Origin of the sequence: Pseudomonas frederiksbergensis, assembly GCF_001952935.1 — a bacterium.
GTDB lineage: Bacteria > Pseudomonadota > Gammaproteobacteria > Pseudomonadales > Pseudomonadaceae > Aquipseudomonas > Aquipseudomonas frederiksbergensis.
This window is the reverse complement of the sequence record NZ_CP018319.1, coordinates 4,063,458-4,078,378: the sequence shown is the minus strand read 5'-3', so window position 1 is coordinate 4,078,378 and position 14,921 is coordinate 4,063,458. Positions and strand designations below refer to the sequence as shown.

At 61.7% G+C, this 14,921-nt stretch carries 8 protein-coding genes; 4 read left to right on the top strand and 4 right to left on the bottom strand.

The genetic code is table 11. The features are described 5' to 3' along the window. Positions 1 to 17 precede the first annotated feature (17 nt). The 3 genes from PFAS1_RS19020 to recQ all read right to left on the bottom strand — a co-directional run bounded on the left by PFAS1_RS19020 (position 18) and on the right by recQ (position 4,605). Positions 18 to 1,796 carry a type IV pilus assembly protein FimV gene (locus PFAS1_RS19020; protein WP_076031550.1) on the bottom strand — a complete coding sequence of 593 codons (1,779 nt, stop codon included), beginning with the start codon at positions 1,794 to 1,796 and terminating at the stop codon, positions 18 to 20. A 128-nt stretch (positions 1,797 to 1,924) separates the two neighbouring features. Further along, entirely contained in the window at positions 1,925 to 2,359 is a 435-nt protein-coding gene (locus PFAS1_RS19015; RefSeq protein WP_074874439.1) for a MarR family transcriptional regulator, read from the bottom strand. A 119-nt stretch (positions 2,360 to 2,478) separates the two neighbouring features. After that, the gene (recQ, locus tag PFAS1_RS19010) at positions 2,479 to 4,605 is read right to left on the bottom strand and encodes a DNA helicase RecQ (RefSeq protein WP_076030129.1); all 2,127 of its coding nucleotides are present in this window, start codon (positions 4,603 to 4,605) and stop codon (positions 2,479 to 2,481) included. 351 nt (positions 4,606 to 4,956) lie between these two features. Here recQ and PFAS1_RS19005 point away from each other — a divergent pair, with 351 nt between their 5' ends. The 4 genes from PFAS1_RS19005 (at position 4,957) to lapD (ending at position 8,821) form a co-directional block, all read left to right on the top strand. Then, positions 4,957 to 5,544 carry a UPF0149 family protein gene (locus PFAS1_RS19005; protein ID WP_074874434.1) on the top strand — a complete coding sequence of 196 codons (588 nt, stop codon included), beginning with the start codon at positions 4,957 to 4,959 and terminating at the stop codon, positions 5,542 to 5,544. Positions 5,545 to 5,554: 10 nt separating this feature from the next. After that, the gene (locus PFAS1_RS19000) at positions 5,555 to 5,950 is read left to right on the top strand and encodes a YbaN family protein (protein ID WP_076030128.1); all 396 of its coding nucleotides are present in this window, start codon (positions 5,555 to 5,557) and stop codon (positions 5,948 to 5,950) included. A gap of 200 nt (positions 5,951 to 6,150) precedes the next feature. Continuing rightward, positions 6,151 to 6,858 (top strand): cysteine protease LapG, encoded by a 708-nt coding sequence (gene lapG, locus PFAS1_RS18995; RefSeq protein ID WP_076030127.1) that lies wholly within the window; start codon positions 6,151 to 6,153, stop codon positions 6,856 to 6,858. 22 nt (positions 6,859 to 6,880) lie between these two features. Continuing rightward, entirely contained in the window at positions 6,881 to 8,821 is a 1,941-nt protein-coding gene (lapD, locus tag PFAS1_RS18990) for a cyclic di-GMP receptor LapD (RefSeq protein ID WP_076030126.1), read from the top strand. 183 nt (positions 8,822 to 9,004) lie between these two features. Here lapD and PFAS1_RS18985 read toward each other — a convergent pair whose 3' ends face one another. Next, positions 9,005 to 14,860 carry a retention module-containing protein gene (locus PFAS1_RS18985; RefSeq protein ID WP_076030125.1) on the bottom strand — a complete coding sequence of 1,952 codons (5,856 nt, stop codon included), beginning with the start codon at positions 14,858 to 14,860 and terminating at the stop codon, positions 9,005 to 9,007. Positions 14,861 to 14,921: the final 61 nt, after the last annotated feature.

Here is a 14,921-nt window from a genome sequence, read left to right as displayed (position 1 = left end):
TGAGCCAGAGGGCGCCGCTATGATAGCCCGGCGAGCAGGTTCCGGGCTGTCTGCTTAAGCGGCTCGTTGCCTTCCTCGAGCAACTCGTTGAGCAGTTCGATGGCGCTGTTCACATCGCCGTCGTCAATGCAGGTCTGGGCTTTTTCGAGTTTGTCGGCGCTGCTCGGTTCGGCCGGCTCCAGATTCAGCGGTTCCAGTTCCAGCGACTGGCCAGGATCGTTGAACTCGTTGAGAAAGGCGTCATCCAGAGACTGCGAGTCAGGCTCGGCGACCCATTCAAGTTCGGGCTCGTCCAGTATCGGCTCGTCGGGCATTTCAAACACCTCGGGCAAGACGTGCAGGTTCGAGACAAAAGGCGGCTCGACCGGGGCGGATTCGCTCGATGGTTTCGCGGCGGACGGCGAGTGCTCAAAAGGGCTGATGAGGTCCCAGCTCGAATCCATTGACAGGTCATCCAGGTTCAACTGGAACTCATCGTTGGGCGCCGCTTCGGCAATCGCAGCCTTGGGGGGAGTCATTGACGCTGCAGCGGCCAACGGTGCTGCACTGCCCAGTTTCGGGTGTCGGGCGCGAATATTCTGAAGTTCTTGCAGGTCGTATCCGGCGTCACGCAGGTTGTTTTCCTGTGCTTCATAGGCGGGTGCGTCACCCTGTTTACCCAAGACTTCCAACAGCTGAACGGCAAGGTCCGTGCGTTGCGGCTCCTTGCTCAGCGCCTCACGCAACAAACCGGCTGCTTCGGAAAAACGGCCATAGGCCAGGTAGATTTCGACCCCTTCAAGCACATCGCCTGCGGGCGACTCTTCGCCCGATTCAGTTGCCGGTTGCACCGTTGATGATTGGGCAACCGGTTCTACAGTGCGATCGAGCACCGGTTCATGCCGTGACGGCAAAACAGGCAGGGCGTCAGGCAATGCCTGAACCTGTTGTCGTTGACGCCGAACGAACAATCCCAGCAACACCAGAACCGCCACCGCCAGCAACCCGACAATCAGCCCCCAGTTAGTGGCCTCAGGCTCTTCAGCAATGGCCGGCGCGGGAGCCACAACGACGGGGGCAACCGGCTCCGCCGCTGCGGTCGTGATTTCCGCCAATTGGGTTTGCAGTTCCGTCACCTGCTTTTTCTGCCCGGCGACCAGCTCTTCCTGGGCCTGAAGCTTCGCAGTCAGTTCATCGATGCTTGCTTGCAACTGCTGGTTTTGCAGCACGCTGGCGGCCAATTGTTCGGCGACAGGATCACTTACCGGCGCGGCGGCAGGAGGGGGTAGCGATTTTTTGCTTTTCGTCGCAGGTGGTTTCTCGACGGCCGGCGCAACCGTCGGGAAGTCAGAGGATTGAACGTCGGTAACCGGTTCGTCAGTCACGGGAACAATCCCCGGCGAACCCGGCGGATCGATCAGCACCGTGTATTCGCGCAGCACCCGCCCATTGGGTTGATTGAGCTGCACCAGGAAATTCAGGAAAGGCTCATTGACCGGCTTGCTGGAGCTCACCCGGATCAGGCTGCGGTTGCCGCGCAGGACCGGCGTGAATTTCAGATTATTGAGGAAGAACACCCGATCGATGCCGGCGCGACTGAATTCATCCGCTGTCGCCAGGCTGACCGAGAACTCCCCCTCCGCCAGACCTGCGGCATCTTCCAGTGCGATGTCGGCGCGCAACGGCTGATTCAACGCCGAATGCAGGGTGATTTCACCCAAGCCCAACGCGGGCGCCAATGCCGAGTAAGTGACAGCGCCACCGACCAGAAACAGCCTGGCGCAACACCGTAAAGCCACGTGCCAACTATCGAGCATGAGCATCCCTTAGATAACCAGAACCATCTTGTACGCGTTCGCACATCCGGTACGAACACGATATTGCCAAGTAGTTCTTTATAGTCTGCCCAACGGGGTATCTCAAAAGTCCTGGGGGCGTTTATGCCTCAAGATTTTTCCAGGTTGGCCAGAATGTGCCCGTGGACCCGCATGCAGACCTTCAAGTCTGCCTCATCGACGCCATCGAACAATTCGTGGCGCAGTTGGGTGGCAATGGTTTCAATTTGTTCGATCAAGGGAAGAGCCGGGGCACAGAGGACGATTTTCTTTGCCCGACGGTCTTCCAGCACCGATTGACGTTGCACCAGCCCCTGGCTTTCGAGGCTGTCGAGCAGACGAGCCAGGGTCGGCCCTTCTACCCCGACGCTCTGCGCCAGTTCACGTTGGGTTGGCGCATCATCAAAACGCGCCAGGTGCAGCAGCACCAGCCAGCGCGCCTGGGACAGACCCAGGCCAGCCAGGCGGCGGTCCAGTTCGGCACGCCAGCCACGCGACATCTGGGCCAGTTGCATGCCAAAGCGGTGTTGTTCGGTTAACGGCATAAAACACTCATGATTAGACTGAAATAAAGAAAAACTAATTATTAGTCAGCTAAGCATGACCCTTGGCCATAGGCAAGGCTTGCCCTGTACTGAATCGTTACATCTATGTGGCAGATCACCTAAATCTCGAATTCGGATTGCAGCGCCGCCCGAACACAGTACAAAACGCCTTCCGGTACTCTCCCGGCGAACAGTGCGGCAATCTCCGACACAGGCGGCAATTCGCCTTCGCCGTCGAGGAACGCATCCTGGATTTCGCCCATCAACTCTTCAGGCAGATCCAGCGCTTGCTCCAGCGACAACTGCTGCTTGCCAATCGCTTCGGCGAGCAGGGTGTAGACGTTCTTTTCCGAGCATTGCAGCTGACCGGCGATCTGCAACGGGGTCATGCCGGCTCGGGCCAGGGTGATCAGTTCGTGGCGCAGGTCGGCCACCACTTTCGGTGCCTCGACTTGCCCGCCGAGAACTTCGAGGAAGGCCTCGCCGTAGCGCTCCAGCTTGCGCGCGCCAACGCCGCTGACCGTGGCCATTTCCGCCAGCGAGGTCGGTTGGCTGCGGAGCATTTCCAACAGTGTCGAGTCGGGGAAGATGACGTACGGCGGCACGCCATGCTCTTCGGCGAGTTTTCGACGCAGGGCGCGCAAGGCTTCCCACTGTTCGCGCTCTTCGCCGCGAACCAGTTGGCTCGCCTGGCTCTTGCTGCTTTTGGCCGTGGTTTGCGGCTTCAGGTCGCGACGCAGCTCCAGGGTCACTTCGCCCTTGAGCAGCGGTCGACAGGTGTCGCTCAGGCGCAGGCCGCCGTAGCCTTCCAGGTCGATGTCCGCCAGACCACGGGCAACCAGCTGTCGGAACAAGGAGCGCCATTCACTCTCCCCCATCGCTTTGCCTACACCGTATACCGACAAATGCTGATGACCGAAGCTGCGTATTTTTTCATTGTCTTTGCCCAGCAACACGTCAACCAGATGGCCGACGCCATAGCGTTGGCCGGTGCGGTAGATCGCCGACAGTGCCTGACGGGCTGGCTCGGTGGCGTCCCAGGTCTGCACGCCATCGACGCAGTTGTCGCAATGGCCGCAGGGTTCGGGCATGTCTTCGTCAAAATAGGCCAGCAACGTCTGGCGACGGCAGCGGGTTTCTTCGCAGAGCGAGAGCATGGCGTCGAGCTTGTGCTGCTCCAGACGCTTGTGGCGCTCGTCACCCTCGGAGTTCTGCAACATCTGCTTGAGCATCACCACGTCTTGCAGGCCGTAGGCCATCCAGGCATCCGCCGGCAGACCGTCACGGCCGCCGCGACCGGTTTCCTGGTAGTAAGCCTCTAGGGATTTTGGCAAATCGAGGTGAGCGACGAAGCGCACGTTGGGCTTGTCGATGCCCATGCCGAACGCCACGGTGGCCACCATGATCAGGCCTTCCTCATTGAGGAAGCGCTTCTGGTGATGGGCCCGCGTGTCATTAGGCAGACCGGCATGGTAAGGCAGCGCCGGGAAACCTTGCTCGCTGAGGAACACCGCTACCTCATCAACCTTTTTGCGCGACAGGCAATAGACGATACCGGCATCGCTGCGCCGCTCGGCGAGGAACGCCAGCAACTGCTTGCGCGGCTGCTCCTTGGGCACGATGCGATAGAAGATGTTGGGGCGGTCGAAACTCGACAGGAAACGCTCGGCATCCTGAAGATGAAGGCGGTCGACGATTTCTTCCCGGGTTCGCTTGTCGGCAGTCGCGGTCAGGGCGATACGCGGGACGTTGGGGAACAATTCCGCCAACTGGCCCAATTGCAGGTATTCGCGGCGGAAGTCGTGACCCCATTGGGACACGCAGTGGGCTTCGTCGATGGCGAACAGGGAAATTTCAAGACTTTGCAGGAACGCCAGCATCCGTGGCTGAACCAGACGCTCGGGCGCGAGATAAAGCATTTTCACTTCACCTCGCTTGATCCGTGCCGCCAGGTCGCGCTGTTGCTCGGCGCTGAGCGTGGAGTTCAATGCCGCCGCCGCGACGCCCAGCTCTTCGAGGGTGGCGACCTGGTCGTCCATCAGGGCGATCAGCGGCGACACCACCACCGCCAGGCCTTCGCGCAACAGCGCCGGCACCTGAAAGCACAAGGACTTGCCGCCACCGGTAGGCATCAGCACCAGGGCGTCGCCGCCACTGGCCACGCGCTCAATGATTGCACCCTGACGGCCACGGAAACTGTCGTAGCCGAAGATGTCCTTGAGGACGCGTTGAGCCTGTTCGAGCATAGAAACTCCAAAAATCACAAAAACATCCCTGCAAGGCTGGTTCAGAACCACGAAGGCTGCACCGACAAATCGTAAGCGCGCATTGCATGACGCTTCACATTTCAGCCGCGACGCCGGCAGGGCATCACAAAACGCGGGAGTATACCCGAGCGATGTCCGGCAAAGGGTGCCGCTGATAGGACACACAAGGACGAACACCGCGTGCAACCTGTGGGAGTGAGCCTGCTCGCTCCCACAGGGATTGCGGCACTCCATACTCCTGCATGGGTGCAAAAATGCCGCGCGGCTGGCCCAAGCGCTCAAGAAGGCCTAGAATTCCCGCATCTGTTTAATTCCCAAGGTAGCCCTTTAATGTCCTTCGCTGAGCAACTAACCCGCCTGCAAGTCTTCCTCGACGCCGACGAACTGCATGACGAGGCGCTGGACTACGTGGCCGCCCACGGCTACCTCACTGCGCTGTCGATCTGTTCCGAACCCGTTCCCGACCGTGAATGGATCGACGCCCTCTTCGCCGAAGAGCCGCATTACGCCGACGACACCGAGCGTGAAGCGATCGAATCCACCCTGTTGGCCCTCAAGGCTCACATCGCTCGCCAACTGGCGTCCGATGAAGAGTTCGAGCTGCCCTGCGACCTGGACCTGGGCGAAGAGCCGGATGACTCCGACCTGCGCGGCTGGTGCATCGGTTTCATGGAAGGCGTGTTCCTGCGCGAAGCCGCCTGGTTCGAAACCGCCGAAGACGAAGTCAGCGAAATGCTGCTGCCGATCATGGTCGGCTCGGGTCTGTTCGACGAACAGCCGGAGTTCGAAGATATCGCCAAAGACGCCAACCTGATGGACGACATGATCGTACAGATCCCGGAAGCCCTGACCGCGCTGTACCTGCTGTGCCAGGCGCCAGACGAAAAACCGGCGATCCTCAAGCCTCGTCACCACTAAGGTTTTGCCTATGGACAACCCCATAGGCAACCGCTCCCTGATGTTGCGTTACGTGCTGCTGGCCATCGGCTGGCTAAGCGTAGCGCTGGGGGTGATCGGGATTTTCCTGCCGGTATTGCCCACCACGCCCTTCCTGCTGCTGGCGGCCGCCTGCTTCGCCCGCAGTTCGCCGCGCTTTTATCATTGGCTGATTGAACATCCGCGGCTTGGGCCGTGGGTTCGCGATTACCTGAGCGGCAACGGCATCCCGCTCAAAGGCAAGGTCTACGCCATCGGCCTGATGTGGGCGAGCATCCTGCTTTCCTGCTATCTGGTGCCCCTGCCGTGGGCGCGGGGGTTCATGCTGACCAGCGCCGTGCTGGTGACCCTTTACATCCTCAAACAGAAAACCCTGCGCAAACCCTGAGCCCTGATCGTTCCCACGCTCCGCGTGGGAATGCCGCCCGGGACGCTCCGCGTCCCTTCGACGCTGGGACGCAGAGCGTCACTGGATGCATTCCCACGCGGAGCGTGGGAACGATCAGTCCGCGAACTGACCCGACGATCAACCCTACCTTTCAAAAAACACCGCCTAGACTTCAGGCATCTGCACCCGAGCGGCCAGACATGTCCCGCAGTCCGCGTAGCCCAGGATGGACAACGCTCCGACTTCGGCTCGGCGGATGGCTGTTGCTGATCACTTTCCTGTCGACCAGCCTGGTCAGTGTCGGGGCCAACTGGAGTTTTACGCAGATTCTGCAAACCGCCGAAGATCGCTACGGCACCCTCGGCCCGGGACGCGGAAGGATCGAGGCCTGGAGTCAAATGCTCAGTAGCGAAGCCAACGGCTCCGAGCGCGAGCAGTTGAACGCGGTCAATCGCTTCTTCAATCAGCAACTGAGCTTTCTGGACGACACCCGCATCTGGCATCAGACCGATTACTGGGCTACGCCCGTCGAATCCCTGATCAAAGGTGCCGCTGATTGCGAGGACTACGCACTGGCGAAATATTTCAGCCTGCGCCACCTGGGAATTCCCAGCGAAAAGCTGCGCATCACCTACGTCAAAGCCCTGTCCCAGAACCAGGCACACATGGTGCTGACGTTCTACAACAGCCCCACGGCCGATCCGCTGGTGCTGGACAACTTGATCGGCGAAGTCCGCCCCGCCTCCCAACGCAAAGACTTGCTGCCGGTGTACGCCTTCAACGCAGAAGGCCTGTACTTGCCGGGAGCCAATGGCGGCAAACGCAGCAGCGACTCGAAAAAACTGTCGCGCTGGCAGGACGTACTGAAAAAGATGCAGGCCGAAGGGTTCGCCGTGGGCGACGGCTAGCCACCTGAGCAAGGAGCGATTCATGTCACTGCGTAAACAGTTGTTTCTCGCTATCTGCCTGTTCTTGCTGGTGGCGTTCAGCGGCAGTTTTTTTGTCAGCCTGGAAAGCTCTCGCGAGCAGATGCTCGGCCAGTTGCGCTCCCATGCCCAGGACGCCGCCACCGCGTTGGGTTTGTCGTTGACGGCGCAGATCGATGACCCGGCGATGATCGAATTAATGGTCAGCTCGATTTTCGACAGCGGTTATTTCAGCAGTATTCGAATCATCAACATCGAGAATTCTAAGGTACTGGTAGAGCGCACTGTGCCGGGGCAAATCGAAGGCGTTCCCAACTGGTTTGTGAACCTGGTCGACCTGCACCCACCCGGTGGCGAAGCGCTGATCATGCGTGGCTGGGTCCAGGCGGCACGGGTCGAAGTGCTGAGCAATCCGCAATTCGCCCTGGCCAAACTCTGGGACAGCACCCTCGGCAGCCTGATCTGGTTGCTGGTGTGCGGCCTGCTCAGTGCCGTGTTTGGTGGCTGGTTGCTGCGCCGACAATTTCGGCCACTCGACACCATGGTCAGGCAGGCCGAAGCCATCAGCAAACGCGAGTTCATCAGTCTGCCGAAACTGCCGCGCACACCGGAGTTGAAACGCGTGGTGTTGGCCATGAACCAGATGGTCGAGAAGCTCAAGGCACTGTTCGCCGAAGAGGTCGCACGCAGTGAAAAGCTGCGGGCCGAGTCCTATCAGGACAGCCTTACGGGCCTGGCCAATCGGCGCTTGCTGGATGAAGAGCTGGCCGACGAATTGCTGGTGTCCGAGCAGAGCAGCGATGGTCATTTGCTGATGCTGCGGATCAACGATCTGGCCGGTCTCAATCAGCGCTTGGGCGGCCAGCGCACCGATGCATTGATCAGCGCCGTCGGCGAATTGCTCAAGCGCCTGACTGAGCCACCGGAACGTCGCACCTGGCTTGCGGCGCGCAATCGCGGCGGTGAATTCAGCTTGCTGACGCCAGGGCTGGACAGCACCGACGCTGCACGCCTGGCCAGCGAAGTCAGCGCCACCCTGGAAAACCTGCGCCTGACTGGCGCCAGCGACGCCATGCCGGTGGCGCACTTGGGGATCGCCCCTTACCACCCCGGCGAGCCCGCCAGTGACGTACTGACGCGACTGGACCAGGCGTTGACCGAAGCCCGGCAACATCCCGAGCGCCCGTGGGTCCACTTGGCCGATTCCGTCACCGCGCCGAACCCGTCCCAAAACGACTGGCAAACCTGGATCGACGACGCCCTGAACCAAGGCAAAATGCAGTTGTATTTCCAGCCGGTGGTGCAATGCGCCGATACCAGCCAGGTGCTGCATCACAAAGTGCTCGCCCGCCTGCTCGACCCGCAGGGCGAGGCCATTGCCGCCGGGCATTTCCTGCCGTGGATCGAGCGACTCGGCTGGTCGGCCCGATTCGACCTGGCCATGCTCGAAGCCACCCTCGACTACCTCATCATCAATCGTTGGCCCCTGGCGTTAAGCCTGTCCGGCAGCACCCTGCGCGATCCCGCACAGTTGCAACACATCCTCGACATGCTCGAATCGCTGCCCGAACTTGCCCCCCTGCTGATTCTGGAAATCGACGAACGCCAACTGCCACCTCAGGAAGAACTGCAACGCCTGAGCCACAGCCTGCTCAACACCGGTTACCGCATCGGTCTGCAGCATTTCGGCGGCAGCTTCGGCCAGATCGGCAACCTGGCTCAACTGGGTCTGGCTTACTTGAAAATTGATGGCGCGTACATCCGTCACATTGATGAGCAGAGTGATAAACGGCTGTTTATCGAGGCGATTTTCCGGGCGACCAACAGCATTGATTTGCCGTTGATTGCGGAGATGGTCGAGACCAAAGGAGAACTGGAGGTGATCCGGGAATTGGGATTGTTTGGGGTGATGGGGCGGTTGATTGGGCCGCCGGAGCCGATGTGAGCGGCTCGACCACTCGTAAATGATCGTTCCCACGCTCTGCGTGGGAATGCAGCAAGGGACGCTCTGCGTCCCAAAAGCGGACGCGGAGCGTCCGGAGAGGCATTCCCACGCAGAGCGTGGGAACGATCAAACCCGCAATCCCCTATCACCGGGATCGCGGGTTTTGTCGTTTCAGCCGTCAGATCACACCGTATCCACCTTCAACGAATGATCATTCAACATCCCGTTGATAATCGTCGCCGTATCCTGCCCCCCTGCAATCACCCCACCCGCCCCCGGCGTTACGCCGTAATGGCTGGCCAGGTTCACACCCGCCAGGTCGATGGTCTGGTTCGGCGCGGCGCCCGCCATGGCGCTGACGTCGATGCTGGTGACCAGTGAGTCGCCGCTGCCGGTGACTTTGAAGTGCAGGTAGTCATCCAGCGACGCCGCGGTGCTGTTTTCCCCTTGCAGCAGTTGCGACAGGTCGAGTTTGTCGATGCCCGGCGTGAAGTCGGTGACCACGTCGTGGCCGCTGTTGCCTTGGAGCCACTGGAAGGTGTCGGCACCGCTGCCGCCGGTGAGGGTGTTGTTGCCCAGGCCGCCAATGAGGAAGTCGTCGCCGCCCCCACCGTTGAGCATGTCCTCACCCAGGCCGCCATTGATGATGTTGCTGTTGTTGTCGCCGGTGAGGCTGTCGTTGAAGCTGGAACCGGTCAGGTTTTCGATCGCGGTCAGGGTGTCGGTCCCGGCGCCCCCGGTGTTTTGCGCACCGAGCACGCCCAGATTGACCGTAACCCCGGCGGTGGCGTGGGCATAGCTCGCGGTGTCGACGCCGGTGCCGCCGTCGAGCAGGTCGTTGCCCGCACCGCTGTACAGCAAGTCATTGCCGGCGTCGCCGTGCATTTCGTTGTTGCCGGAACCGGCGGTGAGTACGTCGTCGCCGTCGCCGGCATTGATCACGTTATTACCGGCGCCCGCCACCAGTACATCGTCGCCCGCCGTACCGGTGAGGGTGTGGCCGTCCTGATAGGTGATGGTGACCGCGGCGTTGTCGCTGCCGCCATGGCTGTCGTTGGCGGTGTAAGTGCCGTGGGCATCTGGCGCGATGTCGTGGGCGCCGGCGTAGTTGACGGTCATGGTCAGTTGGTAGTTTTCTGCGCCCTTCCCGCTGTTGCCCGGGCCAGGGTTGTCGGTGTTGGTGATGTGGATCTGGTAGGTGCTGTCCGACGTTGCGGTGAGGGTTTGCCCGTCCGCGAGGGCGATCCATGCGCCGCCGTTGATCGAGTACTCCATGGCGACATGAGCGGCTGGCAGATTGTGATTCAGGTTGAGGGTTTCACCCTGTTTGAGGTCGACGCTGATGTGGTCCTGATCGTGAGTGTTGTTGACCGCTCCCAGCGCCCCGCTGACCACCAGCACCGCCGTCATGGCTGCCGTGTTGGCGACGAATGCACTGCGGGCGAGGGTCACCGCCTGCTCGTTACCGCCGGTGAAGCTGAAGTTTTGATTGGTGCCGGTGAAGTCCGCGCCTTTGGCAATCCAACCGGTATTGAATGAGGTTGGCGATGCGGTGAGCGGATCCTTATCCGCATCGGTGTCATTGGCCAGCAGCAACGCTTGCGGTACCACGATGTTGCCCGACAGCACGTTGGTGATGATGTGGTCATCGACCGCCACGGGTGGCGCGTTCGCAATGATTGGGTTTTGGTCGCCGCCGTTGTCGATGATGCAGCTATTGTTCACGTCGATGGTGATGGTGGTGGTCCTCTCGTCGCCATCGCCATCGCGCAAGGTGTAGGTGAACACGTCGGTCGCACCGGGACCGTTCACGGCGTCCGGGTTGCTGTGGTAAACCGCGTTGCCCGCCGCATCCAGCATCAGGTAACCGTAGGTGCCGTTGATCTGGCTGTTCAGACCGCCGATGGCTGAGGTCGAAGTGTCGGAACCGGCCCGCACACCGACCACCCCAATGCCATCGGCATCGCCGAAGTCGTTCGCCAGCACGTTGCCGCTGACGATACCGCCCTCCACGACCGAGGCCGCATCGGGGTTGGCGGTCGGCAGGTCATCGACGATCTTGACCACGATGGTGCTGGTGGTGGAGTGCCCCAAGGAATCGGTGGCTTTGTAGGTGAAGCTCTCGCTGACGGTGTTCTCGCCATCGTCGGCGTGCGGCGTGGTGCTGGGCGCCGAGGTCAGCGTGTAGGTGTAGGAGCCATCGGGATTGAGCAGGATTTGCCCATAGGTGCCGATGGCGCTGCCGACCAGGGTGTAGGTGATCGCGCCGACCGCGCCACTGACCGAACCGGCCAGGGTGCCACTGGCGGTTTCAGCCGTGAGGCCCGGCTGACTGCCGGTGACGGTACCGGGCGCCAGATCCTGACCGTCCTTGTTCAGGTCGAGGGCTTTTTCGTAGACGGTCACGTCGCTGTCACTTACCGCCGTAATGCAGCTGTTGAGCACGTCGATGGTGATGGTGGTGGTGCTTTGGTCACCGTCGGCATCGCGGATGGTGTAGGTGAACACGTCGGTCGCGCCAGGGCCGCTGACGGCGTTCGGGTTGCTGTGGTAGACGGCGTTGCCGTTGGCGTCCAGCGTCAGGTAACCGTAGGTGCCGTTGATCTGAGTGTTGAGACCACCCACGGCCGGGGTCGAGGTGTCGGAACCGGCGCGTACGCCAACCACCGCGCCACCGATGGCGAGGCCATCGGCGCCGCCGATGTCGTTCCACAACACGTTGCCGCTGACGACGCCGCCTTCGGCGACCGAAGCCTCGTCGGCATGAGCAGTGGGCAGGTCATCGACAATCTTGACCACGATGGTGCTGGTGGTGCTGTTGCCCAAGGCGTCGGTGGCTTTGTAAGTGAAACTTTCACTGACGATGTTCGGCCCGTCGTTGGCGTTCGGCGTGGTGCTGGGCGCCGACGTCAGCGTGTAGGTGTAGGAGCCATCGGGATTCAGCAGGATTTGCCCGAAGGTGCCGGTGGCGCTGCCGACCAGGGTGTAGGTGATCGCGCCGACCGCGCCGCTGACCGAACCGGCCAGGGTGCCACTGGCGGTTTCGCCGGTGTTGCCCGGCAGGCTGCCGGTGGCGGTACCGGGCGCCAGGTCCTGGCCGTCCTTGTTCAGGTCGAGGGCTTTTTCGTAGACGGTCACGTCGTTGTCGCTGACCGCCGTGATGCAGCTGTTGAGCACGTCGATGGTGATGGTAGTGGTGCTTTGGTCACCGTCGGCATCGCGGATGGTGTAAGTGAACACGTCGGTCGCGCCGGGGCCGCTGACGGCGTTCGGGTTGCTGTGGTAGACGGCGTTGCCGTAGGCGTCCAGGGTCAGGTAACCGTAGGTGCCATTGATCTGAGTGTTGAGGCCGCCCACGGCCGGGGACGAGGTGTCGGAACCGGCGCGCACGCCGACCACCGCGCCACCGACGGCGAGGCCATCGGCGCCGCCGATGTCGTTCCACAACACGTTGCCACTGACGATACCGCCTTCGGCGACCGAAGCCTCGTCGGCATGAGCCGTCGGCAGGTCATCGACGATCTTGACCACGATGGTGCTGGTGGTGCTGTTGCCCAAGGCGTCGGTGGCTTTGTAAGTGAAACTTTCACTGACGATGTTCGGCCCGTCGTTGGCGTTCGGCGTGGTGCTGGGCGCCGACGTCAGCGTGTAGGTGTAGGAGCCATCGGGATTGAGCAGGATTTGCCCGAAGGTGCCGGTGGCACTGCCGACCAGGCTGTAGGTGATCGCGCCGACCGCGCCGCTGACCGAACCGACCAGGGTGCCACTGGCGGTTTCGCCGGTATTACCCGGCAGGCTGCCGGTAACGGTGCCGGGCGCCAGGTCCTGGCCATCCTTGTTCAGGTCGAGGGCTTTTTCGTAGACGGTCACGTCGCTGTCGCTGACCGCTCTGATGCTGCTGTTGTGTACGTCGATGGTGATGGTGGTGGTGCTTTGGTCACCGTCGGCATCGCGGATGGTGTAGGTGAACACGTCGGTCGCGCCGGGGCCACTGACGACGTTCGGGTTGCTGTGATAGACGGCGTTGCCATTGGCTTCCAGCGTCAGGTAACCGTAGGTGCCGTTGATCTGGCTGTTGAGGCCGCCGATGACCGGAGTCGAGGTGTCGGAACCGGCACGCACGCCAACCACCGCGCCCCCTGCTGCGGGACCATCGGCGCCGGTGACGTCATTCCCCAACACGCTGCCGCTGATGATGCCGCCCTCTGCGACCGAGACCGCATCGGGGTTGGCGGTCGGCAGGTCATCGACGATGTTGATGTTGATTTGCCCGGTCGCCGTGCTGCCGTCGATATCGGTGGCGACGACGTCGAAGTTCTCATAGAGGCTGTTGGCGCCGTTGGCAGTGGGGTGGTCGCTGTCGTAATTCAGGGTGTAGCTGTAGCTCACCACGCCCGTGGCCGGGTCGTAACCGGTGATGGTGAAGGTGGCGCCCGTCCAGGTAGTGGCCGATAGCGGGAAACCTGCCGCCACTCCACCGCTGACCACCGCAACGCCGCTCACGGTCAGGGATTGCAGGCCATCCGGTGCGTTGACGGTGAAGGTGCCGCTCTGGGTCAGGGCCTGGGTATCAGGGTCGGTGCCGTAACTGAGGTTTTTTTCGTAGACAGTGAGTTCGCCGCCCTCAACGTTCAGTCCGCCAATCGTGACCGGGTCATCGTTGTTATGGATGTTCAGCACAAGCTTGGCAGTGCTGGTGTCGCCATCGGCATCGGTCAGGGTGTAGGTGAAGGTTTCGGTCCCGCTGCCACCTGCGTGCAAGGCTTTGAAGTCGGCGTCGCTGGTGTTCAGGGTGTAGGTGTAGGTGCCGTTGGCGTTGAGCACCAGGGTGCCGTATTTACCATTGAACGTGCCGCCAACCACTGGCCCGCTCTCGGGTCCGGCAGGAATGCGGTCAGCGCCTTGAACGTCGTTGGGCAGCACACTGCCGGCCAGGGTCACCAGGGTTTCCGACGCGTTGTTGGCATTGTTGTCATCGACCGCCTTGGGCACGTCGTCGGTGATGTTGACGTCCAGGGAACCGGTGGTGGTATCGCCATTGCTGTCGCCGGCCACCACGGGGAAGTGTTCGCTGAGGGTGTTGGTGCCGTCACCGGCCGGGTGGTCTTCATTGTCGTTGAGGGTGTAGCTGTAACTCACAACCCCCGTGGCCGGGTTGTAGCCGGTGACGGTCAGGGTGTTGCCCAACGGGGTGGTGATCGATTGCGGCAAGCCTGCGGCAACGCCACCGCTGATCACGTTGAGCCCGCCGATGCTCAGGCTGGTCAACCCGTCAGGCGCAGACACGCTGAACGTGCCGGACTTGGTCAGTGCCCCAGGGTTGGGTGCCGAACCGTCGGCCAGATTGGCCTCATTGAGGGTCAGTTCGCCCCCTGCCACCGACAGGCCGGTGAGGGTCACCGGATTGTTCGGCACATCTGGAACAACGGGTGTTACGGGAAGAACGCCTGTCCCTCCGGAGCCACCTGAACCACCAGCACCAGCACCAGCACCAGCACCAGCGCCGACGTCGCCGTTATCTCCGTTGTCCGGATCTCCCTCCCGCCGTGCCAGGGGAAACTCGGGAATACCGTTGAAGCCCGCAGTAGGAAAACCAATCGTCGGATCGACCCGCCCGCCCACCTCTTCAAGCATGACGAACGAGTGGCCCCCGCCCAGTGCACCGGGTGCGCCGGTCGAACCCGGTCCGGCCGCCGTGGCTTCAGCCGTCTGGGTCGGGTCGTCGCCAGCGGCGATTGCTTTTTGCAGGCGCTCGACATCGCTCAATTGCGCGTGGGTCGGCGTCACCGGTTCAGGGGGCTTTACAGGGGAGGGCTGATTGGCGAGAAGCTGAGGCGTCATCTCCATGCTGCTGCCGCGCCCAAGTGTCAGTTCCTGGCCATTGTGCAGATGAACCGCCACCGCGCCTTCGGCACCGGTGACCAGTTGATCGCCGGCGAACAACCGGTCCCCTTCGATCAGCGCGCGTCGGGTGCCATCGCTCGCCTGCGCAAACACCTGACCAATGACCTTACTGACAGTACCGATGAGCGTAGCCATGTGCACTTCCTCCGCTGCCAACCACTGTCGGCATCCTGTTTTTGCGAAGAACGTGCTCCTG